This window comes from Gilliamella sp. Pra-s52 (assembly GCF_009795805.1).
GTDB lineage: Bacteria > Pseudomonadota > Gammaproteobacteria > Enterobacterales > Orbaceae > Gilliamella.
This window is the reverse complement of the sequence record NZ_WTEY01000004.1, coordinates 76,643-99,475: the sequence shown is the minus strand read 5'-3', so window position 1 is coordinate 99,475 and position 22,833 is coordinate 76,643. Positions and strand designations below refer to the sequence as shown.

The 22,833-nt window shown below is 35.1% G+C and carries 22 protein-coding genes, 1 tRNA gene and 1 CRISPR repeat array; of the genes, 12 read left to right on the top strand and 11 right to left on the bottom strand.

What is annotated here, in order from left to right:
* Window positions 1–16 precede the first annotated feature (16 nt).
* The 6 genes from GQ594_RS05000 to hemA form a co-directional block, all read right to left on the bottom strand.
* Complete coding sequence (locus GQ594_RS05000) at window positions 17–187, bottom strand: hypothetical protein (protein ID WP_160411531.1); 171 nt, start codon at window positions 185–187, stop codon at window positions 17–19.
* A gap of 285 nt (window positions 188–472) precedes the next feature.
* A complete protein-coding gene (locus tag GQ594_RS04995) occupies window positions 473–670 on the bottom strand; it encodes a hypothetical protein (RefSeq protein ID WP_160411530.1) in 198 nt (65 codons plus the stop codon).
* 407 nt (window positions 671–1,077) lie between these two features.
* Window positions 1,078–1,164 (bottom strand) — tRNA-Leu (locus tag GQ594_RS04990).
* A gap of 100 nt (window positions 1,165–1,264) precedes the next feature.
* Window positions 1,265–1,507, bottom strand: a complete 243-nt coding sequence (locus GQ594_RS04985; protein ID WP_160411529.1) for a zinc ribbon domain-containing protein — start codon at window positions 1,505–1,507, stop codon at window positions 1,265–1,267.
* Window positions 1,508–1,627: 120 nt separating this feature from the next.
* The gene (locus GQ594_RS04980) at window positions 1,628–1,879 is read right to left on the bottom strand and encodes a DUF1289 domain-containing protein (protein WP_160399910.1); all 252 of its coding nucleotides are present in this window, start codon (window positions 1,877–1,879) and stop codon (window positions 1,628–1,630) included.
* Window positions 1,880–1,915: 36 nt separating this feature from the next.
* Window positions 1,916–3,187 (bottom strand): glutamyl-tRNA reductase, encoded by a 1,272-nt coding sequence (hemA, locus tag GQ594_RS04975; RefSeq protein WP_160411528.1) that lies wholly within the window; start codon window positions 3,185–3,187, stop codon window positions 1,916–1,918.
* Between the two features lie 183 nt (window positions 3,188–3,370).
* Here hemA and lolB point away from each other — a divergent pair, with 183 nt between their 5' ends.
* From lolB to GQ594_RS04945, 6 genes are all read left to right on the top strand, one after another.
* Window positions 3,371–3,991: a lipoprotein insertase outer membrane protein LolB gene (lolB, locus tag GQ594_RS04970; protein ID WP_160411527.1), complete on the top strand. Its 621-nt coding sequence runs from the start codon at window positions 3,371–3,373 to the stop codon at window positions 3,989–3,991.
* 12 nt (window positions 3,992–4,003) lie between these two features.
* Entirely contained in the window at window positions 4,004–4,846 is an 843-nt protein-coding gene (gene ispE / locus GQ594_RS04965) for a 4-(cytidine 5'-diphospho)-2-C-methyl-D-erythritol kinase (protein ID WP_160399913.1), read from the top strand.
* Window positions 4,847–5,022: 176 nt separating this feature from the next.
* Entirely contained in the window at window positions 5,023–6,084 is a 1,062-nt protein-coding gene (locus GQ594_RS04960) for a bifunctional transcriptional activator/DNA repair enzyme AdaA (RefSeq protein WP_160411526.1), read from the top strand.
* A gap of 322 nt (window positions 6,085–6,406) precedes the next feature.
* Entirely contained in the window at window positions 6,407–6,958 is a 552-nt protein-coding gene (gene apt / locus GQ594_RS04955; RefSeq protein ID WP_160399915.1) for an adenine phosphoribosyltransferase, read from the top strand.
* A gap of 262 nt (window positions 6,959–7,220) precedes the next feature.
* The gene (ddaH, locus tag GQ594_RS04950; RefSeq protein ID WP_160411525.1) at window positions 7,221–7,991 is read left to right on the top strand and encodes a dimethylargininase; all 771 of its coding nucleotides are present in this window, start codon (window positions 7,221–7,223) and stop codon (window positions 7,989–7,991) included.
* Window positions 7,992–8,041: 50 nt separating this feature from the next.
* Window positions 8,042–9,451 (top strand): basic amino acid/polyamine antiporter, encoded by a 1,410-nt coding sequence (locus tag GQ594_RS04945; RefSeq protein ID WP_160411524.1) that lies wholly within the window; start codon window positions 8,042–8,044, stop codon window positions 9,449–9,451.
* 24 nt (window positions 9,452–9,475) lie between these two features.
* Here GQ594_RS04945 and GQ594_RS04940 read toward each other — a convergent pair whose 3' ends face one another.
* Window positions 9,476–10,222 (bottom strand): tRNA1(Val) (adenine(37)-N6)-methyltransferase, encoded by a 747-nt coding sequence (locus GQ594_RS04940; RefSeq protein WP_160411523.1) that lies wholly within the window; start codon window positions 10,220–10,222, stop codon window positions 9,476–9,478.
* Complete coding sequence (gene nfi / locus GQ594_RS04935) at window positions 10,212–10,877, bottom strand: deoxyribonuclease V (protein ID WP_370519418.1); 666 nt, start codon at window positions 10,875–10,877, stop codon at window positions 10,212–10,214. Before nfi ends, GQ594_RS04940 begins: the two co-directional genes overlap by 11 nt.
* 60 nt (window positions 10,878–10,937) lie before the next feature.
* On the opposite strand from nfi, the gene GQ594_RS04930 reads away from it, so the two are divergent.
* The 4 genes from GQ594_RS04930 (at window position 10,938) to GQ594_RS04915 (ending at window position 14,578) form a co-directional block, all read left to right on the top strand.
* Window positions 10,938–11,519, top strand: coding sequence for an IMPACT family protein (locus GQ594_RS04930; RefSeq protein WP_160399920.1), 582 nt, complete (start codon window positions 10,938–10,940; stop codon window positions 11,517–11,519).
* A gap of 123 nt (window positions 11,520–11,642) precedes the next feature.
* The gene (locus GQ594_RS12435) at window positions 11,643–11,876 is read left to right on the top strand and encodes an EexN family lipoprotein (protein WP_442903523.1); all 234 of its coding nucleotides are present in this window, start codon (window positions 11,643–11,645) and stop codon (window positions 11,874–11,876) included.
* 522 nt (window positions 11,877–12,398) lie between these two features.
* Window positions 12,399–12,846: direct repeats of the CRISPR family, unit length 28 nt; unit sequence TTTCTAAACCGCCTATACGGCGTTAAAG.
* 461 nt (window positions 12,847–13,307) lie between these two features.
* On the top strand, window positions 13,308–13,802 hold the full coding sequence (locus GQ594_RS04920) for a GNAT family N-acetyltransferase (RefSeq protein WP_160399922.1): 495 nt from the start codon (window positions 13,308–13,310) through the stop codon (window positions 13,800–13,802).
* Window positions 13,803–13,846: 44 nt separating this feature from the next.
* Entirely contained in the window at window positions 13,847–14,578 is a 732-nt protein-coding gene (locus GQ594_RS04915) for a rhomboid family intramembrane serine protease (RefSeq protein WP_160399923.1), read from the top strand.
* 55 nt (window positions 14,579–14,633) lie between these two features.
* Here the strand turns inward: GQ594_RS04915 and lolE are convergent, their stop codons facing one another.
* From lolE to lolC, 3 genes are read right to left on the bottom strand one after another with little or no spacing between them, the layout of a single operon-like run.
* Window positions 14,634–15,872 carry a lipoprotein-releasing ABC transporter permease subunit LolE gene (gene lolE / locus GQ594_RS04910; protein ID WP_160411521.1) on the bottom strand — a complete coding sequence of 413 codons (1,239 nt, stop codon included), beginning with the start codon at window positions 15,870–15,872 and terminating at the stop codon, window positions 14,634–14,636.
* A 1-nt stretch (window position 15,873) separates the two neighbouring features.
* The gene (gene lolD, locus GQ594_RS04905; RefSeq protein WP_160411520.1) at window positions 15,874–16,587 is read right to left on the bottom strand and encodes a lipoprotein-releasing ABC transporter ATP-binding protein LolD; all 714 of its coding nucleotides are present in this window, start codon (window positions 16,585–16,587) and stop codon (window positions 15,874–15,876) included.
* A complete protein-coding gene (lolC, locus tag GQ594_RS04900) occupies window positions 16,580–17,782 on the bottom strand; it encodes a lipoprotein-releasing ABC transporter permease subunit LolC (RefSeq protein ID WP_160399959.1) in 1,203 nt (400 codons plus the stop codon). Before lolC ends, lolD begins: the two co-directional genes overlap by 8 nt.
* Window positions 17,783–17,940: 158 nt before the next feature.
* Here lolC and mfd point away from each other — a divergent pair, with 158 nt between their 5' ends.
* The gene (mfd, locus tag GQ594_RS04895) at window positions 17,941–21,399 is read left to right on the top strand and encodes a transcription-repair coupling factor (RefSeq protein WP_160411519.1); all 3,459 of its coding nucleotides are present in this window, start codon (window positions 17,941–17,943) and stop codon (window positions 21,397–21,399) included.
* Window positions 21,400–21,428: 29 nt separating this feature from the next.
* The gene (locus tag GQ594_RS04890; RefSeq protein WP_160411518.1) at window positions 21,429–22,721 is read left to right on the top strand and encodes a DUF945 family protein; all 1,293 of its coding nucleotides are present in this window, start codon (window positions 21,429–21,431) and stop codon (window positions 22,719–22,721) included.
* Window positions 22,722–22,833 lie beyond the last annotated feature (112 nt).

Sequence of the window (22,833 nt, the reverse complement as noted above, 5' to 3'; positions counted from 1 at the left end):
GGGGCGCCCGCTTTTATTAGTTTTCTTTAATTTCCGAATCATTTCTATTCTTAATCTTCAATAATAATTCATGCAATAAACATAAACCAATTTTTATATCATATTCTGACAGCTCAGTATCAATCATTAATCGATTAACAAATTCAGCTTGTTCCAGTTTAATATCATTTTTTGTTATTTCATCCATCGTTCACCCCTCCTTTTATACTGTAATTACATACAGTATATTTATTGCAGGAATGATTATCAAGCAAAAATTTTACAACCAATTAATTAACATTCTGATTCTTTGAATGTTTTATGTAGAACTGTATAAAGATTAGAAACAAATAAAAACGTTAACGTAAGAGCTAGCTAGGTAGATTTATAAAAACAAAAATAAATATCTATATAAAAATCATATAGATATTTATAGCATAAACTGAAATTTTAAGTAGATTACATAATTTAACTTTCTACAAAACCAAGCTAATTATTGTACTTGATTAATGGCATCGTATAAAAGATCCGAAACACAACACATTGCGAGCCTGGTTTCATTTTTATCTAAATCTGCGTTAATGGATAGGCGAGTAACAAGTTCGGCTTGTTCAAGCTTACTAAAGCTATTTAAATCTAATTCGATGATATCAACTAAAGTGTTTTTTGATTGGGGAACATTCTTTTTCATGCTTATTTCCTTGTTGATTAATTATAATTAATCACGTCCAAACCCGCTAAAATTTGGAGGTGAACTAAGCAAGGTTAGCAGACCGCTCTACAAGGAACACGGCGAGCCTTTCGGCTCCCTCACTTAGCCCACCATTGAAAAGGCGTAGCTAGGCTTTAAGCATAAAAATACCGCTTTGAGCGGTTATGCTCCTTATAGAGTTACAAGCTGCTAAACTTGGCACTAGATTTTGCTAGTGCAAAACTAATCTATCGAAAGAGCATATCAATGTCAATGATTTTTGTTTTGAAATGGTAGGAAACGGATTATAAACGATTATAAAAAAATTGCACCGCCATTTTACCGCCACTTGCTACCTTTTGGTAATTTGCGAAAAAAGAAAAATTCAGTTAAGTTATTGATTTTATTGGTGCCAGTGGTCGGACTCGAACCGACACGCTTTTAAGGGCGGCGGATTTTGAATCCGCTGCGTCTACCAATTTCGCCACACTGGCATTTTGAAGTGTTAATAAGTAAACGTTGGCATTATACTAAGCTTTGTAATATCTGCAACAGATATTATCTACAAAGCAACTTATCTGCTTAAAAAAACATCTAAACCTTCCTTTTCCAAGCAGGTAATTTTTTTAAAATAACATAAGCAGTCTGTTTCGCCACAGCGCTATCAATATTGTGGTCTTTAGCATAGTGTAATGCAACCTCATGCCATTTTTCCTCAAATGTTTTCATTGTTCCATCTTTATTGGAACAATGCTTACAGTAGTTTTTTGACATATCCAGCAATGGATAATCACCAATACTGGTCATTGGCATGCCACAAGCAATGCACATTTTCATATTTTATCAATTCCAGTTAAATTAAAAAGTTAGCAAACTTATGCCATACTTATTTAAGTGAAATCCTACTCTGAGTTAGATAATATTACAATACACAGTTTAAAAATAGATAATTAGATTTTAAAAATTAAGCTCAATTTGTAATGGGATAGAATTTAATTTTTGGCGTTGCTGCTGTAATAATAGATAATGACGCTTTAATGCTCGTTGTTTGCATAAGCGTAAAACTTCTTTCTTTTGGCTATCATTAAAGGTCAACCAATTGAATCTTTCTTGTCTGGAACGATAACACGCAACGCAATAGCCTTGCTTATCTGTTTCACAAATGCGTTTACAAGGGCTTGGAATGTCAAAAAATTCAATCTGATCCAATTTATTACTTATCCAGCTAAGAAGACTGTCAATTTATTAATGTTCTTTTAACCCTAAGCCTTTACTCAGCACTTTAAAGCAGTCATCACAATCATGTGTAGCTGCGTTGAGTAATGTTTGGGTAGGTGCATGAATTAATTTATTGGTTAAACGATGCGAAAATTCAGAAAGCACTTCATCAATATTAGCACCTTGCTTGATCGCATTTAAAGCCTTTATTTGCAACTCACGTTTAACACTTTCTGCATTACTACGATACTGCTTAACATAAGCAACAGCATGTCTAGCTTTAAGCCAATCAATAAAATTTTCTGCATGTTCTTGAATGATATATTGTGCCTCTTTGGCAGCAATAGCCCGTTGTTCTAGATTATTTTCAACCGTTTTTTGTAAATCATCGATAGTATAAAGATGCACATTATCAAGGTTACTAATTTCCCCCTCTACATCACGGGGAACTGCTAAATCAATAAACAACATTTTACGATTATTTCTAGCCCATAAGGTACGTTCAACCATTCCTTTACCAATGATAGGTAAAGGGCTTGCGGTTGAACTAATCACAATATCAACATCTTTTAACCGGTTAGCAATATCTGGTAATGAGATGATTTCTGCATCAATATTAGAGGCAAGTTTTAATGCCTTTTCACGGGTGCGATTAGCTATAAAAACTTTATTAAATCCATGGGGCTTTAAGTAACGAGAAATAAGCTCTATCGTTTCCCCTGCCCCAACAAGCATAATATTTAAACATGACACATCAACAAAAAGACGACGAGCAACTAAACAAGCCGCATAAGCAACCGATGCTGTATTGGCCCCAATATTAGTTTCACTGCGAACAATTTTAGCAACATGAAATATGGTCTGAAATAATTTTTCTAATTTAACTGATAAGCAATTTTGCTTTTGTGCAAAACAATATGCTTGCTTAACCTGCCCTAAGATCTGCGGTTCACCAATGACCATGGAGTCTAAACCACTAGCAACCGACATCAAATGCTCAACAGCTTGTCGACCATCATACCAATAAAGTGAATTTTGATAATGCTCAAGATCAATATGATGAAATTGCGCTAACCAACGCTCAACCGATTGTTTTAATTTCAGATAATCAGTTTGATGTTCATAACTAAGATAAATTTCTGTTCGGTTACAGGTAGACAAAATAACACACCCTTCAACTAAAGGATGTTGGTATAAGCTATATAGTGCCTTATCGACAATCTCAGTATGAAAAGCTAGCTTTTCCCTTAAAGCGATTGGTGCTGTTTTATGATTAACACCAAATATTGTAATTGACATTGCATTACTTCTTTTTTGAAGGTTATATTAGATATAATTATTTTATTAAACGTGCTCTAACTTATATTATACATAAAAAAGAATAAAGATTAATTTGCATAGTTACTTTTTCTTATTCAAATAATTATCGGTTATAATGCACTTATCACTGACAACAAACATTAACAACTAAAGAGTTATTTCATGTCTAATATCAAATATACTTTTGTTATCATTTTATCTTTATTTATTGTAGCTTGCCAAGCAACTAAATCGCAAAATTCCACTTCAGTTGAGCAACAATGGCAAGCTCACCAACAAAATCTACAACAAATAAATGCATTCCAAGTAAACGGCAGTATTGCTCATATGAGCGATAAGTCCCGTAATTATGGCCGATTTTTAATTATCCAACAGTCAACAGATAATTACGAAGTCAAATTAACTACACCTGTTGGTACCAATATTTTAACCTTAAAAGCTGAGCCTAATTATGCACAACTTATTGATAAAAACGGCGGAAGTTATCAAGATGTCAACGTTGAAAATCTAATGAGAAAAATCTCTAACGTAAATATACCATTAAATTCTTTACATAATTGGTTAAAAGGATTTTCAGACAATATTAATGCTGACAAATTAGATAATTCAGGGCGATTAATATCAACCACCTTTATGCAAGGTAATAATAAATGGACATTAAAAATTCCAAGTTATAAAACTTATACCTATAAAAATAAAAAAATTGATTTACCTGCAATTATTGAACTTACCCATGATGATGAAATTGTCCGCTTAAAAATTAGTGACTGGGTTCTACGATAACGGATTATATTTATGAAACAATGGTTATCACCTGCTAAATTAAATCTATTTTTATATATTACAGGTCGTCGTGCTGATAATTATCATAATCTACAAACGCTATTTCAATTTGTAGATTATTATGACATCTTGACGTTTACAGTCCGTCAAGATGATAAAATAAAGTTATTAACACCATTTGCCAGCATTCCTGACGATAAGAATTTAATTATGATCGCTGCGGAACGACTAAAGTCTTATGCTAACAAAAAAAATATTGGTGTAGATATTACAATTAATAAAACAATTCCAATGGGTGGCGGACTTGGTGGAGCTTCTTCCAATGCTGCAACAGTATTAGTCGCACTAAACCAGTTATGGCAACTTAACTTATCAACTGACGAATTAATCAAAATTGGACGTACAATTGGTGCTGATGTACCTATTTTTATTCATGGGCATACAGCTTTTGCTGAAGGCATTGGTGATCAATTCCAAAGCGTCGACATTCCTGAACACTGGTATTTAGTCGCCTACCCCAATATTGAAATATCCACAGTTAAGATATTTAATGATCCTGAACTCACCCGTAATACACCAGCCCAAAACATCGCTGATTTACTTTCTCTGCCGTTTAACAAATTTAAAAATGATTGTGAGAATGTTGTTCGAAAACGCTACCCTAAAGTAAACAATATAATTACTTATCTTTCACAATATGGCACTACTCGATTAACAGGAACTGGTGCATGTGTTTTTACCCAATGTGAATCAAAGCAACAAGCATTAGCTATTCAAGGCAAACTTAATGCAGCACTATCAGTTAATAGTTTTGTCGCAAAATCGTTAAACAATTCGCCTTTATACACAAATTAAACAAAAAACTTAACCAACACATCATTAAATGGTTAAGTTTTTTATTCTAAAGTCTTTCTTTATGACAAATTTTCAATATAAAAAATAGTTGTCGTTTTTTCGGTTGCAGCCGCTACTATATTATTTAATATGCATACTAATTATTAGATGTAATAAAATTAAGGCTTAAAAAAATTATGGTTATTAGTAATGCGGACAAAATAAGAGAATATTATCAAGCTTTACTCACAAAAGATCAAAACTATGTGGGAATCTTCTATGCAGGGGTTAAAACGACATCTGTATTTTGTATTGCAACTTGCAGAGCACGAAAACCAAAATTTGAAAATGTTGACTTTTTTACTACATTTAAAGCTGCACTTGATGCAGGATATCGACCTTGCAAAATTTGTAAACCAACTGAAAATGCTAATGAACCCCCCATTGACGTTGCTAAAGCAATAACATTAATTACAGAAAATCCTAAAACAAAAGTATCTGATACCATATTAAAAAAACATCAAATAAGCCCTGAAATAGTCAGACGCTGGTTCAAAAAACATTACGGAATCACCTTCCAAACTTATCAAAGGATGTACCGAATTAATCAAGCCTTTCAAGAGCTTAAAGTCGAAAAAAAGGTTATTAATACCGCTTATAATACGGGATATGAATCTTTAAGTGGTTTTGGATATACTTATAAAAAAATCATCAAAAACACACCATTAGAAAGTATTGATCAAGACATTATTTTAATTAATCGCTTAACAACGCCATTAGGTCCCATGTTTGTATGCTCTACCAATCAAGGTATTTGCTTATTAGAATTTGTAGATAGAAGGATGCTAGAAACTGAATTCGAACAACTACAAAAACAGCTAAAAATGAAAATTATTTTTGGTGATAATAACCATATAAAACAAACAAAAAAAGAAATTGATGAATATTTCCAAGGGAAAAGACAACATTTTAATGTCAAATTGCATACACCAGGAACAGACTTCCAAAAAACCGTTTGGGATTGTTTAAAACAAATTCCTTATGGAAAACTAACCACCTATAAACAACAAGCAGAAAAAATCAATACCCCACAAGCTATACGTGCCGTTGCAAATGCAAATGGGTTTAATCGAGTTGCGATTATTGTACCTTGTCACCGAGTCATTGGCTCAAATGGCGAGTTAATGGGATATGGAGGAGGATTAGAACGAAAACGTTGGCTAATTGAACACGAAAAAAAATATTCAGATAAAAACTAAAAGCATTCACTCTCAGAACGAACCTGTATTTGATTATTTGTTTTGGCATTCCCCAAAAAACTCAATACAGAAAGTCCAATAAAGATAAGTGATTTAATAAATTTCATGTTATTTCCTTTTTTATATGAAATTTATTCAATTATCTGCTTTTTACAAAATAAACTGTCTGAATATTGTATTTATTTGTAAAAAAATGTAAAAAACCAAGTCAAGGATTTTAATTTATGCCGATATTGCTTTTTGTTTATTGCCATGCCAAATGGCGAGAGTATATAATAAAAAATTGTCCATTCTTATAGAAATGATATAGAGAACATTTAATATGACTCAATTACAAGAAAAACTTGCACTTATTAAAAATAGTATTATCACCATACCAGATTACCCTAAAAAAGGGATTCTATTTCGTGATATTACTAGCCTGCTTGAAGATCCTGTTGCATTTCGTACTTCGGTTGAGCTATTAATCGATCACTATAAAGATAAAAAAATAGATAAAGTGGTTGGCACCGAAGCGCGTGGGTTTATCTTCGCCGCTCCAATTGCATTAGCATTAAATATTGGTTTTGTACCAGTAAGAAAACCCAATAAGTTACCGCGTCACGTATTTAAAGAAGAATATCAACTAGAATATGGCACAGACACGCTCGAAATTCACTCAGATGCTATCAAAGCTGGTGAACGCGTATTAATCATCGATGACTTATTGGCAACTGGCGGTACAGTTGCGGCAACAGCAAAATTGATCCAAAAAGCAGGCGGCATTGCCCAAGATGCCGCCTTTGTAATTAATTTACCCACTTTAGAGGGAAAAACTAAACTCACTAATATGGGCATTAATTGTTTTACATTAGTCGATTTTGAAGGTGAATAACCCACCTATTTAAAAATATCTTTTTAAGGGTAATTTAATATTACCCTTTTTTGTGTATTCCCTATTACTTCTATACCAACACACAATTATCAATTGGTAACCTACTCGCGATATCCGCAACAATTCAAAATCGACAATAATTCAGAGCTAAACACCACAACAACAAAATTGCATAAAAAATCAAATTTAAGCTTGATTTAGTTTTTTTAGTGAATTATTATTCAAAAATATAGCATAATTATAAAACAAAGGTGGGTTAAAAATGAAAAAATTTAGTCATATTATTGCAAGAACACCAGCTAAATCACTAATTAATGGTTTAACATCGGCTAATTTAGGCAAACCAAATTATCAAAAAGCCTTAGATCAGCACAATAATTATATTCGAGCATTACAACAGTGCGATGTCGATATCACCATATTACCTGCTGACGAACGCTTTCCTGATTCCGTATTTGTTGAAGATGCCGTTCTTTGTACACCACATTGTGCCATTATAACAAGACCAGGAGCTGAAAGCCGCAGGGAAGAAACTGAAATCATCGCTGATACCATTGAAAGATTTTATCCAAATAAAATAGAAAGAATTACCGCACCTGGAACTGTTGAAGCGGGGGATATAATGATGGTTGAAAACCACTACTACATAGGTTTATCAGCTCGAACCAACCAAGCTGGTGCTAAACAAATGATTGCTATTTTAGAAAAGTATGGATTAACGGGATCTATCGTAACACTAGAAAAAGTTCTTCACCTAAAAACTGGGCTTGCTTATTTGGAAAATAACAATTTATTAGCCACAGGGGAATTTATAACTAAACCCGAATTTAAGCACCTTAATATTATTGAAATCCCTGAACAAGAAAGTTATGCAGCCAATTGCATTTGGGTAAATGATAGAGTAATTATGCCAGCAGGTTACCCAATAACAAAAGCAAAAATCGAAAAACTAGGTTACCAAGTGATTGAAGTGGATACCTCTGAATATCAAAAAATTGATGGTGGCGTAAGTTGCATGTCATTAAGATTTTAAAATAACCCAATGAAAGCTAACTAATATTTAACTAAAAAATAAGTGAATCGATGAATACACCAATACGAAAAAAGCTAGGCATACTTCCCCTTACTCTATTAGTTGTTGGCAGTATTGTAGGAAGTGGAATTTTTAGTCTGCCACAAAACATGGCCGAAGGTTCAGGTACTGGAGCCATTCTCATTGCATGGGGGATAACCCTATTCGGCATGTTCATGCTAACGCGAATATTTCAGTATTTATCGATTCGATTTTACAAAATCAATGATGGACTATATGGCTATGTCCGTGAAGGTTTTGGTGATTATATCGGCTTTAATGCCGCATGGGGATACTGGATATCGGCGTGGATGTCGTGTACCAGCTACTTAGTGATCTTATTTAGTGCACTGGGATCTTTTGATTGTTTTAATTTTTTTGGTCATGGCACCACTTTACCTGCCATTATTACAGCTATCGTATTTTTATGGATAGTACATTATTTTGTCTTAAAAGGAATATATCGTGCTTTTTTATTAAATTGTCTAGTGACATTAGCAAAAATTGTACCGATTGGTTTATTTATTGTCTGTGTTAGCCTTGCATTTAAAATATCGACGTTTAAAGTGGATTTTTGGGGATCACCGCAGTTAGGATCAATAATACAGCAGGTCGAAAACACCATGCTTTATACCGTTTGGGTCTATTTAGGAATTGAAAGTGCCACCGTTTATGCTGCCAGAGCAAAAAACATGATCAGCATCAGTCGTGCCACCTTCTTTGGTTTTGCCATTACTAGCTTATTACTTGTTTGTGTCTCTGTGTTATCGCTTGGTATTGTACCACAACAAGAACTTGCACAAATGAAAAATCCATCAATGGCCTTAGTGATTGAACACGTAATTGGTAGTTGGGGAGCAACCTTAATTAATATTGGCTTAATTGTATCAGTAAGTGGTGGTTTATTATCGTGGCTAATGCTTGCTGCTGAAATGTTATTTTTAAGTGGTCAAGGCAAACAACATACCGTACCAAGCTTTTTTGGGAAACTCAACAAAGCAGGGACACCTGCCAACGCATTATGGCTAACAACAAGCCTAATAACCGTATTAATTATTCTTGCCCATTTTTATCAATCTGGATACAACACCTTAATTCAATTATCAACCTCAATGGTGCTTATCCCCTACTTACTTTCTGCACTTTTTGTTTTTAAATTAGCCATTAAACAAAGCAATGCCTACTTAATCATGATTGGTGCATGCGGATCGCTTTATGGCATATGGCTCATTTATGCAGGGGGGGTATCTTACCTATTACTATCAATGATACTTTATAGTGTAGGACTGCTTTTTTACCTTTATGCCAGAAAGGAACGATCTTTATCGGCCTTTAGTTACTTACACGATAAAGTGTATGCTATTGTCATCATCACCTTGGCACTAATAGCTATCATCTATTTTTACATCTTACCCAATTAAAGCCGATTTAATGATATTAGACAGTTATTTACGGAATAGATAAAAATCGGCTAATAATTCTCTAAAAGCCTGAGAATAACGCCCATCATCATCACGCATACACAATTGTTGCTGATCGATTTTATTTGGTTTATTGTATGAAAAAACTAATAACGACAACGAAAAATCTTTACCTACACTATACTTAACATTCATCACTCTAAATAAAAATAATCCATTCGACAAACATAATTGCACAAACTGATGTGATAAATGATATGGTAACACCAAACAAAATAAACCCTCAGGATTTAATAAACGCCTGACTGAATCAATAAGCTGTTGATAATTAAGGCTCTCAGTATAACGAGCTAATTGCCTTTGACTATTTCGACAATCGACGGCTGGTTCAAAATAAGGAGGATTAGTCACAATCAAATCATAACCAACCTCATCGATCGGTGAAAATTGCTTAATATCAGTATGAATTGCATTAATCAAAGTCAAGCCTGACTGTACGCTATTTTGTTGACATTGCATTACTGCCTGTGCGTCAATATCAATTGCATCTATTTGACAAGAATAATATTCTAAACGCTGAGCTAACATCAGCCCAATCACACCACAACCACAGCCAATATCTAACACTTTTTTAGGCTCAAATACAATGGGAGCCCACGCCCCTAACAAACAACTATCGGTTGTAACTTTCATTGGACTTTTGTCATGAGCAACAAAAAAACGTTTAAAGGTAAACCCCCCTTTTTTTAAGGGTAATAGATTATTTTGCATGGAGGAACTTTTTAAATAATGGTTTATTAGAAGCAATTGCATCAGCCCAACGGGTCGGTTCTGGTAAACGATAACCACGTAAACAAGCATTAACCCATTTTAAAGCACTATCTTGACTTACTCGATGTCCAATCGAAACAAACAGCGGATTACAATTATCTTTACTACACAGTACCCAACCAACCTGTTCTTTATTATCAAACAAAGGCGTAACATTGCCAGCTTTTTTTGCTAATAATTCAGACTCACCACACAACCTTTTTTTAGCCACACCAATAGTCGGCATATCTAACAACAAGCCTAAATGACTCGCAATACCTAACCGCCTAGGATGCGCAATACCTTGCCCATCAACTAACAGTAAATCGGGTTTTTGTTTTACCTGCTGCCAAGCGGCAAGTAGCGCAGGATATTCCCGAAAAGACAAATAACCTGGAATATAAGGAAATGTAGTCTCAATTCGAGCTATATGATACTCAACAACCTCGAAGGTTGGATAACGCAAAATGACGATTGCCGCTCGAGTTACCTTGCCATTATCTTCAAAGCCAACATCGGTACCACCAACATAATTTACTGTGGAATTAAAGTCATCATCGCATTTAATCTGCTTGGCCAAAGTCTGTTGCGTTTGCTTTAATTGTTGTAAATTGATAGACATTTTAAATCTGCTGAGTATGATTAATCGCAATAAAACGATTTTACCAGAATTAATATGCCATATACATTAGCAAATCCAACTGAATTAACAGAAGAAGTTAAAAAAAGCCGCTTTATTGTCAAGGCGGCGCCGATCACCTCAGCCGAACAAGCAATGCAATTTATCGATCACGTTAGCGATCCCAATGCAACTCACAACTGCTGGGCATGGAAGATTGGTCAACAATATCGATTTAATGACGATGGCGAACCCACCAGCACAGCAGGTCGCCCTATCCTTTCTGCTATTGAAGGGCAAGATTGCGATCAAGTTGTCGTAGTAGTAATACGTTATTTTGGCGGCATAAAGCTTGGTACTGGTGGCTTAATTCGTGCCTATGGCGGATCGGCCAGCCACTGCTTACAACAAGCAGAACTGATCGAACTTATTGCTCGTATTCCACTGCAATTTCACTGTTATTATAGTGAATGGCCTATTATCGAAAACCGTCTAAAAGAACTTGATGCATTAATTGAAAATCAAGAATTTGATGCCGAAGGCGTAAAAGTAGATATCGCTATAACAAAAGACAAATCACCACCCCTACAAAAATCCATTAGTGACATTACGCGTGGACGAGTGGTTATTGAGCTATAAAATCAATTTTAAGCTTAAAAAACAAAAATTGTTAAATAAAAACAAATTGTTATTTTAATAACAAAATAAAAAGCTATAATTAAAACATACCCTATATACATAGGGATAAATTATAATTAACTAATAATTGTAAGGAATTTCCATAAAAAAATATTAATATTCATTACTGGCTTGTTTTTATTTGGATGTAATGAAAAAACTTACACAGTAGAAGATTTCAAAAATAACAAAGAACTACTAGATGAATACCGTAAAAAATGTGAGAACGGTGAAATCCACGGTGATAGTTTAAATTGCCAAAATTCTCACAAAGCAATTGTTTCAAAAAATAGAGTTAGTAATGCAAGCTGGAATTAATATAAATTTAAATATTAACTAACAACTAACAACTAACAACTAGTGAACCAACTAATACAGGAAAATGGACTGACTCATTCAAAGATTAAAAGCGACTTATGTCGCTTTTAAAAACTTCAAATATGAAATAAATAGATGTACTATTTTGAAAAATTTGAGGCAAAATTATCTCTTATTTGAACCATTGATTAATACGAGTTTATATAAACAGCTGATTTTACTTAAAATAATTTTCAAAAAAACTTTAATAAAATCAGTAACTTTCCTGACCGCTTTTTTATCAAAATAGTTCTTTTTTGTTAGTGCATAAAATGGGTTGTGTGCCGTGGTTTCGGACGTTTAGGCTTTGGGTGGATAAAATAGCTGTTGTGATCACATCCGATTTAGGGGATTTTTTGCGAAATCCCCTAAAAACCCTCGCAAGGCTGCAGAATGTAGCCTTCGGCTACGCTACTCGTATCATCCTGATACTCCCTCTACGATGCCATCTTCACTGTGCTCAGCTGTTGCCAAATGTGCCCGTTTCTAAACCGTCTATACGGCGTTAAGGATTCAGCGATAAAAAAATTGGTTCTCGACTATTTTCTAAACCGCCTATACGGCGTTAAAGCAATACACACCAAACGGTCGTTCCGGCGTCATTTTCTAAACCGCCTATACGGCGTTAAAGTCACCGCAGTATACTGTGTACCATCCCAAATTTTTCTAAACCGCCTATACGGCGTTAAAGGCTAGTAATGATGATTTACAAATACTACCCGATTTCTAAACCGCCTATACGGCGTTAAAGGTAACTATACTTTCCGAATATTTATCGTACCATTTCTAAACCGCCTATACGGCGTTAAAGAGCTGAACAATAGGATTTAACCCGCTGTTAACTTTCTAAACCGCCTATACGGCGTTAAAGTATCATAATGCTTGCATAATTCTGCTATAATTTTTCTAAACCGCCTATACGGCGTTAAAGTAGAACTCAAGATTTAATAAATCTTGTTATATAAAGATAAACAACAATTTTGCCTTTGAAAACCCTTTTTTTAAGCTGTTTTCTAATATTTTGATTTTATTGAGTTTTAAATTATCGTAAAAAAAAGGGTTTGGAGAGGTTTGTGTTCAAAAAAACGCACAGAAAAAACTTTAATAAAATCAATACCTTTCCTGACCGATTTTTATACGATTTTTTTAAATTTAGGAAATCAAAAAATAAAATCTATAATTAAATATACCTTTGTTTGGTTGTAATGTGTGATTGTAATTTATGTGTTTTTTACATAAAAAAACAGTCAGGAAAGGCATTGATTTTATTTGGTTTTTTAAATGAAAAAATCATCATCAACCTTTATTTGTTTTTTAATCAAAATATCCCTTATTGCCTATAACACATAATAAAACTACAATAATCTCCTTTTATCACTTACCACAAAGAAGATGATCACTTATCACGATGCTTTGTTAGACGATTTACCATTTATTGTCGATGTTTATAACTCAACCATTGCTAGCCGCCAAGTCACTGCTGATACACAGCCCGTTTCTGTTGAAAGCAAATTAGATTGGTTTAATCAACATAACCCACAAAACCGTCCTCTTTGGCTAATAAAATATCAAGATAAGCCTTGTGGTTGGATAAGTTTATCTTCATTTTATGGTCGCCCTGCCTATAACAAAACCGTTGAAATTAGCTTATATCTTCATCAAGACTATCGGGGTAAGCAAATTGGGCAGTTTATGATTAACAGTATTGAGCAATTTGCTAAACAAGCTGGTATACAAACTATACTAAGTTATATATTTGGCCATAACACACCTAGTATCAATCTATTTAAAAAGATGCAGTATGAACAATGGGGATTGTTTCCAAATGTTGCGGAGCTTGACAATATTCAGCGCGATTTGGTGATACTAGGCAAACGATTAGATTAACTCCACATTATCAATACAATTTAACACTAAAAAGGACCTTTTTGATGAGTACGTTAAATGATATCAAGTATTACGCTAGTCAATCTAAAATGACCACGACGTTGGTGGTCATCAATATTTTATGTTTTTTTGCATTTCGGCTAGTTGATAGTCGTGGATTTTCGCCACTAAATGAAAACCGATTTTTGATTGATTGGGGTGCTGATATCGCAGAGTTGACTTTTTCCGGTCAGTATTGGCGGATGTTTACTAATTTATTTATGCATGTCAGTGTGACACATTTAGCAATGAATATGCTCGCTTTATGGAGTACAGGACCGATTTTAGAACAGCGTGTTCCTCGTGTTGCTTTTATTGGTATTTATTTCCTTTCAGGACTAGTGGGGAGCTTATCAAGCGATATTGCTACCATCAATCAAAATGTAATCAGCTGTGGAGCATCCGGGGCAATTTTAGGTATTATTACCGCTTTGCTAGCTTATTGTTTGGTGTTTAAAACCAATATACAAGAAATGCCTGTTAAAGCAATGCTAATTAGTTTAGTGTTAACTGCTGGGATAGGGTTATTACCTTCAATCGATAATATGGCTCATATCGGTGGCGCTTGCGCTGGGTTTGTGCTTGGTGGAGCGGTTTGCTTATGTCTTAAAATGTTCAAATATCCCAGTAAACTAAGTTTACTTGTGATTAGCCTTATATTTGCTGTAACAATATTAGGGATCTATACGCAATATATGCACTACGCTTTGCCGAGTAGTTATTACATCTATTATTAGCAATAAAAAGGCGCTGATTATCATCAAACAGCGCCTTTTTTATGCAAAAACACGATTAAAAGCTATTTAAAATCCGTGCAGGTTCAATTTTGCAAGCCCGTTTAGCTGGATAGTAACTAGCAATTAAGCTCAATAACATGGCAGTAATAAACACAATGACCACATCAAATAGATGAATTTCAGAAGGTAAAAAGTCAATAAAATAGATATTACTATTTAGAATTTTATGCCCTAGTAACGATTCAACTCCGCTCATAATATTTGATAATTGCCAAGACAATATCACGCCTAAAGCAACGCCCATTACGCTACCAATTAACCCTGATATCACACCATACCAAATAAAGATATGTCGAATTAATCGATTGGTTGCACCTAGGGTCTTTAATATGGCGATATCACGTTGTTTGTCTTTAACGGCAATCACTAATGTTGACACAATGTTAAAACATGCCACACCAATTACCACAATCATAGCCAAATACATAATTTGCCTGATCATTTGAATATCACGATACATAAAGCCAAAGGTCTGTTCCCAACTATTAAATGCCAGAGTTTCATCAAGTGCTAATACAGCTTGCCCAATAAGGTTATTAGCTTGATAGACATCGTTCACATTAACCATAATACCTGTAACGCTATCGCCCATATTGAGTAGCTTTTGTGCATCCGTTAAGGGGATCAATGCAATATTGTTACTTAAGCTACCGCTTAGCTCTAAAATGCCCACCACTTGTAAACGAACACGCTTAGGCGGTTTAAGTTGGTTTGGTCCACCCGATACAGGAATTAATAAAGAAACCCACCCACCTTCGTTTACTGACAAGTTTTTAGCAAGCCCTGCCCCAATAATAACTTGCTGTCTATCGGGCTTAAAGTCTTGCCATTTATTATTCAGAACATAATTAGGCAGTGCACTAACTTGCGCTTCTTGCTTGGGATCAAGCCCTTGCACTTGTACTGCCCCAAGTTTGCTACCGTTTTCAATTAATCCAGTAAAATTAACAAACGGTAAGGCTGATACAATATTGCTGTTACTCTTGAGTTCTTGTTGAATGTGTTGCCAATTATCTAAATTGCCATATTCAGGATATAGTTGCCCATGTGGAACTACAGATAAAACACGATTATGTAGCTCACGCTCAAAGCCGTTCATCGCACTTAATCCAATAATTAAGGCTGCAATACCAATGGCAATACTGAGTGTTGAGATGATCGAAATTAACGATACCATACCACTTTTACGGCGACCTTTACGGAATTTAATAGCGGTAATTAAAGATAAATTCATGCTAATTATCCATTGATTGATTATCTGATGATGTATTCACAGATAGTTGCCCATCTCTCATCACCATTTGTTTATCAAGTTTATTGGCAAGTTCAAGATCATGCGTCACCACCAAAAATGCGGTGCCATGTTCCCGATTTAGTTTAATAAGCAAATCAAAAATTGCATCAGCGGTTGATTTATCCAAATTGCCAGTTGGCTCATCAGCCATGACCAGTGCTGGGTTGTTAATTAATGCTCGCCCAATTGCCACACGCTGACGCTCACCACCTGATAGTTCAGATGGACGGTGGTTGGCTCGTTTGGCCAAATTAACCGCTTCAAGCATTACCATAGCACGTTTTTTTGCTTCATTAGGCGATACACCACCAATTAATAATGGCATTGCAACGTTTTCTAAGGCGGTGAAATCAGGTAATAAATGATGGAACTGATAAACAAAGCCGATTTCTTGATTACGTAGCTGTGCCTTTTCGACTTCGGATAGTTGGTTAAGTTGTTTAGACTTAAACATAATTTCGCCCGAAGTGGGTTTATCAAGTCCTCCTAATAGATGTAATAACGTGCTTTTACCTGAGCCTGAACTACCAATAATGGCAAGTAATGACTTAGAGTAAATATCAAATGTGACATTTTTTAGTACTTCGGTGACCATTTTTCCTTCGTTATAAGTTTTATAAAGGTTCTTGGCACTAAGCAATATTTGTTTATTCATAACGTAAAGCCTCGGCTGGTTGGATATTGGCTGCACGATATGCAGGATAAATAGTTGAAATTAGCGATAACATAAGCAATCCAATAATAATAAAAATAATTTGTGTTGGTTCAACCAATGATGGTAATTGAATGCCTGCAAACGATAAACCAAGCACTTGCATAATTTCGTTTAGATAACAAGCGATTAATAGACCAATTGTACTACCTAATAACGTGCCAATTACCCCTGAGCTTGCTCCTTGAATAATAAAAATCAGCATAATTTTAAAGCGAGACAAGCCTTGCGTCTTCAAAATCGCAACTTCGCCTTGCTTTTCCATAACAAGTAAACTTAGCGAGGTGATAATGTTAAAAGCGGCAACAATAACAATCAGACTAATCAATAAGCCCATAACATTTTTTTCCATTTTAATAGCTTGGAACAGTTCACCACGTTTAGCTCGCCAATCATTAAAAACTAATCCGTCTGATAATTGAGTATTCGTTACCGTAGCGATATCAAGTGGTTTATCTAAAAACAAACGCCAACTGGTTATCATATTGGCAGGATAACGTAATAGATTTCTAGCATCGGACTGATTAACATAAATGAGCGCTTGATTAATATCATGATTAACTGAAAATAGTCCAACAATATTAAACAAACGTTGTGAAGGAATACGACCAACTGGTGTAATTTGACTAGCATCAGTCACCATTAAGCGGATTTTGTCACCAACTGTTACGCCTAATTGATTAGCTAATGTTTGCCCAATAATGACATTGTACTGCCCTGCTTGCAAATCTAAAACAGAACCGCTATAGATGTAATCATTGATTGGATCATTATCTTCTGGATTAATACCCATTAAGGTACTTACCGTGATACTTTGTTCACTTTGCAAAACCACATCACCAGTAACTAAAGGACTAATATGATTAACGCCTTGAATATGGCTAAATTGCTCACCAGTAACAACGTTAGGATCAATACGACCCTGTGAACTTGTGATCTGTGCCTGAGGTAAAAACTTCAAGATACTGCCTTGCATCTGGTCTTCAAGCCCATTCATGACTGATAAAACTACAATCAGACCAATAGAACCAAGCATAATACCAATCATCGACAACCATGACACAAAGCGACCAAAGCCATCCGTTTTTTGCCCATACACATAGCGCAAACCAATAAAAAAGACTAATGGACGAAATATTTTTGACATAAACGTATAGATTACCTGAAACTTTTTTGACAAAGTTTTGCTAGTTAAATACAAGATGCTTATCATACAGGATTAAACAGTTATAGAAAACAACCATGTAGTTACGTTATAATCTGGAGATAATTTTTCAGCAAAATCGACGAATTCACATGCCTAAAACACAACATATCTCAACATTAATGCCTAAAAAACCAGGTGAAATTAAGCAAATTGGGCAACTTATTGGTTCTTCGTTATCACAATTTTGTGCCCAAGCAATAGACGCACACGATGGTTTAGTGGTGATTATTACTGATGATATGCAACAAACTGCCCGTATACATGGGGAACTCAAACAATTTTCACCATTTCCTGCTATCTTTTTTCCTGATTGGGAAACATTACCTTATGATAGTTTTTCACCACATCAAGATATTGTATCAGAACGCTTATCCTGCCTTTATCACCTTGGACATTTAACGAAAGGTGCATTGATTTTACCAATAAATACGCTAATGCAAAAAGTTTGCCCACAAAGCTACCTAGGCGGACATGTATTTATGATGAAAAAAGGGCTACAAATTAGTCGTGAACACTTGCGTTTACAGCTTGAAAATGCCGGCTATCGTTCAGTTAGCCAAGTTATGGAGCATGGCGAATATGCCACTCGTGGCGAGCTGTTTGATATCTATCCAATGGGCAGTGATAGACCTTATCGTATCGATTTTTTTGACAATGAAATAGACAGCATACGTACCTTTGATGTTGAAAGCCAACGAACCCTTAACGAAATAGCAGAAATCCAACTATTACCCGCACACGAATTTCCATTTGATAAAACATCAATCGAACTGTTTCGTAGTCAGTGGCGAGAAAAGTTTGAAGTAAGATTAGATCCCGAAAGCATCTATCAACAAGTAAGTAAAAATATTTTGCCAACTGGCATTGAATATTGGCAAGCCCTCTTTTTTAACGAGCCACTAACGTCACTATTTTCTTATTTTTTAGCCAATACCTTAATCATTAACACCATTAATATTGAACAAAATGCTAACAAATATTGGCAAGATATTACACAACGTTATGAAAACCGCAAAGTCGACCCAATGCGCCCATTACTTGAGCCAGCAATTATTTGGTCTAAAATTGATGAGATTTTTGCCAATTTCAAACACTACCCAAGAATAGTTGTATCAAATACGACAATAGCTGAATCAAATAGAAATATTAATTTACCTTATTGTGCATTGCCTGAAATCGCCATTCAAATCCAACAAAAAGATCCTTATTTGCAATTTCAAAAATTTATTGCTGATTTTTCGGGGAAAATTATTTTTTCAGTTGAATCAGAAGGACGCAAAGAGGCTTTACAAGAAATTCTTGGGCGAATTCGTATTCACCCAACATCTATTCACCAGCTTGATGAACAAACAAAGGTGGATAACCGTTTTTGTTTAATGATTGGTACCAGTGAGCAAGGCTTTATTGATCAGCAACAAAATTACGCTTTTATTACTGAAAACGAACTATTAGGTCGGCGTATTATTCGTCGTAAAAAAGAAAATAAACAAGCAATTAATACTGACTCACTCATTCGTAGTTTGGCTGAGCTAACACCGGGTAAACCCGTTGTGCATTTAGAACACGGTGTGGGTCGCTATGCAGGACTCACAACGTTAGAAACAGGTGGCATTACAGCGGAATACCTAATTTTACTTTACGCTAATGATACTAAGCTTTATGTGCCTGTTTCGTCACTAAATTTAATCAGTCGTTATTCTGGCGGTGATGAAGAAAACGCACCACTCAACAAATTAGGCACTGATGCTTGGAGTAAAGCACGACAAAAAGCCGCCGAAAAAGTGCGTGATGTCGCAGCAGAATTACTTGATATTTACGCAGAACGTGAAAGCAAATCCGGCTTTGAATTTAAACAAGACCGTGAACAGTATGAACTATTTTGCCAAGGATTTCCTTACCAAGAAACTGACGACCAACAAAATGCCATTGGTGCTGTCATTGGCGATATGTGTTCGCCTTATGCCATGGACAGATTAGTATGTGGCGATGTTGGCTTTGGTAAAACGGAAGTAGCGATTCGTGCTGCTTTTTTAGCCGTTATTAATCATAAACAAACCGCCGTTTTAGTACCAACTACCCTACTTGCCGAGCAACACTATGAAAGTTTCTGCGATCGCTTTGCTAACTGGCCAATACGCATTGAAAGCTTATCGCGATTTAAAACGGCCAAACAACAAAAAGCTATTATTGAAGCCCTTAGCGAAGGGAAAGTAGATATCGTGATAGGTACGCACAAATTATTACAAGAAGAGATTAAATGGAAAGATCTTGGTCTGTTAATTGTGGACGAAGAACACCGATTTGGCGTTCGTCAAAAAGAACGCATCAAAGCAATGCGAGCCAATATTGATATTCTAACACTTACTGCAACACCAATTCCTCGAACCCTAAACATGGCGATGAGTGGTATGCGTGATCTTTCAATTATAGCTACACCACCAGCTCGCCGTTTAGCGGTGAAAACATTTGTTAGAGAGTACGACGATTTAGTTATTCGTGAAGCCATTTTGCGCGAAATCTTACGCGGAGGGCAAATTTATTATTTACATAATGATGTATCAGATATCGAAAAAGTCAGTGAAACTTTGGCTGAATTAGTCCCTGAAGCACGTATTACCATCGCACATGGACAGATGCACGAACGTGATTTAGAACGAGTTATGAATGACTTCCACCATCAACGTTTTAACTTACTGGTTTGTACAACCATTGTCGAAACAGGTATAGATATCCCTAATGCGAATACCATCATTATTGATCGTGCCGATAAATTTGGTTTAGCGCAGCTACACCAATTACGAGGACGAGTTGGTCGCTCATACCATCAAGCTTATGCTTATCTATTAACGCCACATCCCAAATTACTCAGCAAAGATGCCAAAAGACGCCTTGATGCAATAGCCTCGCTCGAGGATTTAGGCGCTGGATTTGCCTTAGCAACACATGATCTTGAAATTCGTGGTGCAGGTGAACTGCTTGGCAGTGATCAAAGTGGTCAAATCGAAACCATTGGCTTTAACCTTTATATAGAACTGCTTGATGACGCTGTTAAATCGCTAAAAGAGGGAAAAGAACCGACACTCGAATCATTACTTAATAGTCAACACACCGAAGTAGAATTACGATTACCAACATTAATTCCCGATGACTTTATTCCTGATGTTAACACACGACTATCGCTTTATAAACGGATTGCTAGCGTTGATAACCTTGATGAGCTCACCGACATTCAAGTTGAAATGCGTGATCGCTTTGGGCAATTACCCGATGCTGTGCTATTTTTATTAGAAATGACCAAAATCCGTTATCATGCATGCCAACTGGGTATTACTAAAATCGAATTTGGCGAAAAAGGTGGTTATATTGAATTTGGCAGTAATAATAAAGTGTCCGTTGATTATTTGATTGAAATAATCCAAAAAGAGCCAAAAAATTATCGCTTAGAAAACTCAAATCGATTAAAATTACAAAAATCAGAATTACAACGAAATGAACGTATTGAATATATTAAAAATTTGTTGTCCAATTTTGCAGAAAATCAAGAATGATAATTTAAAATACAAGTAAGAGAACAAGAATGAAAAAAACAACATTAGCTATAGGAATCGTAGCCATATTAGGAATTGCATATGTTGGAACAGCATGGCACACTGGTAACATAATTGAAAGCAATATTGACAACCAATTAGCTCAAATCACAAACAAGGTTAACCAAATTCAAAACGATTTTATCTTTACTGTTGAAAAAAGTAATTACAACAAAGGTATATTGTCAACTAAAGTTCATTTAAAAGTTACGGCGTCACAAAAACAATCTTTTGATGAAACTACAACCCCGGAAACGCTATTTGATGATGATATCACTATCCATCATGGCCCTTTCCCTATTGCGGCTCTTGCCGAAGGTACATTTGCGCCACAAATGGCTTGGTTAGAGTATGAAATGAGCGAACAAATCAGCCCACAACTTTGGAAATTAGCCGGTAATCAACCATTTATTACTGGGCATGTAGGAATGAGTTATGGTGAATATATTACTTTCAAACTCACAAACAAAGCAATAAAAGTGACTCAGAATGAGTTTCCAATCATTGATGGTACATTAGAACTTGGCAAAGGTGATTATACTATCAGCGGCTATGCTAGTGATTCAGACATTACCACAAAATTTAAGCTTAATAAGCTTTCATTTACCACTCCTTTATCATTTAATTCCGAGCCTACTTCTGTAGTGATTAATCAATTTGTTATTAACCAAAAAGTTGAGTTAAATAATACTACAAACACAGCTAATGGATCATTTTTTAGTCATGTTGATTCATTTATTTATGGCCAACAAAATTTGGGGTCTGTCACATTAGACTTTAACTTTGACACTCAAGGACTTAATAAACAACTATTTACCAAACAATTGGGAATGGATTACCCAACTTTTGACGATGATATAGACAAAAAATATAATATCAGGTTTTCATTAAATAAATTTAATTGGCAAACACCTACTGGCAATATTAATGCTAATCTAATGTTTGATATCTCTGATATTGATAGTGAAGCAATTGATAAAGAAGATTATGAAAAAATTAACGAACTTAAATTCAAGCTTGAAGCACCATTTGACGTCTTAGCTCGCTTATCAGCGCAAATGAAATATCCTACTGCTAATGATATAACCTCACAACAAATTACTGAAGAAAAGCAAAACATACAACTGATGTCTGGCTTCCTTGTGCATAATTCCCCATATCTAACCTTAAGCAACGGCAAAACCGACGGTTTCTATTCAGATATTAGCTTAACTAAAGACAGCGACGAAGTTAACGTAAATGGGGAAAAAGTGTCAAAAGAAGATTTTTTTGATAACCTATAATTTACCAGTTTATTTTTTAAACTAATCTATTCCACCAATACTATTGGTGGAATATTGCTTTCCCCCCTAAAAAGAAAAACTTGTAAATAATTAAACTAATCCTACCAAAATT

Excerpts from the sequence above, each read along its gene's own strand:
- GQ594_RS05000 (WP_160411531.1), bottom strand. The coding sequence starts at position 187 with ATGGATGAAATAACAAAAAATGATATTAAACTGGAACAAGCTGAATTT.
- GQ594_RS04995 (WP_160411530.1), bottom strand. The coding sequence starts at position 670 with ATGAAAAAGAATGTTCCCCAATCAAAAAACACTTTAGTTGATATCATC.
- GQ594_RS04985 (WP_160411529.1), bottom strand. The coding sequence starts at position 1,507 with ATGAAAATGTGCATTGCTTGTGGCATGCCAATGACCAGTATTGGTGAT.
- hemA (WP_160411528.1), bottom strand. The coding sequence starts at position 3,187 with ATGTCAATTACAATATTTGGTGTTAATCATAAAACAGCACCAATCGCT.
- lolB (WP_160411527.1), top strand. The coding sequence starts at position 3,371 with ATGTCTAATATCAAATATACTTTTGTTATCATTTTATCTTTATTTATT.
- ispE (WP_160399913.1), top strand. The coding sequence starts at position 4,004 with ATGAAACAATGGTTATCACCTGCTAAATTAAATCTATTTTTATATATT.
- GQ594_RS04960 (WP_160411526.1), top strand. The coding sequence starts at position 5,023 with ATGGTTATTAGTAATGCGGACAAAATAAGAGAATATTATCAAGCTTTA.
- apt (WP_160399915.1), top strand. The coding sequence starts at position 6,407 with ATGACTCAATTACAAGAAAAACTTGCACTTATTAAAAATAGTATTATC.
- ddaH (WP_160411525.1), top strand. The coding sequence starts at position 7,221 with ATGAAAAAATTTAGTCATATTATTGCAAGAACACCAGCTAAATCACTA.
- GQ594_RS04945 (WP_160411524.1), top strand. The coding sequence starts at position 8,042 with ATGAATACACCAATACGAAAAAAGCTAGGCATACTTCCCCTTACTCTA.
- GQ594_RS04940 (WP_160411523.1), bottom strand. The coding sequence starts at position 10,222 with ATGCAAAATAATCTATTACCCTTAAAAAAAGGGGGGTTTACCTTTAAA.
- GQ594_RS04930 (WP_160399920.1), top strand. The coding sequence starts at position 10,938 with ATGCCATATACATTAGCAAATCCAACTGAATTAACAGAAGAAGTTAAA.
- GQ594_RS04920 (WP_160399922.1), top strand. The coding sequence starts at position 13,308 with ATGATCACTTATCACGATGCTTTGTTAGACGATTTACCATTTATTGTC.
- GQ594_RS04915 (WP_160399923.1), top strand. The coding sequence starts at position 13,847 with ATGAGTACGTTAAATGATATCAAGTATTACGCTAGTCAATCTAAAATG.
- lolE (WP_160411521.1), bottom strand. The coding sequence starts at position 15,872 with ATGAATTTATCTTTAATTACCGCTATTAAATTCCGTAAAGGTCGCCGT.
- lolD (WP_160411520.1), bottom strand. The coding sequence starts at position 16,587 with ATGAATAAACAAATATTGCTTAGTGCCAAGAACCTTTATAAAACTTAT.
- mfd (WP_160411519.1), top strand. The coding sequence starts at position 17,941 with ATGCCTAAAACACAACATATCTCAACATTAATGCCTAAAAAACCAGGT.
- GQ594_RS04890 (WP_160411518.1), top strand. The coding sequence starts at position 21,429 with ATGAAAAAAACAACATTAGCTATAGGAATCGTAGCCATATTAGGAATT.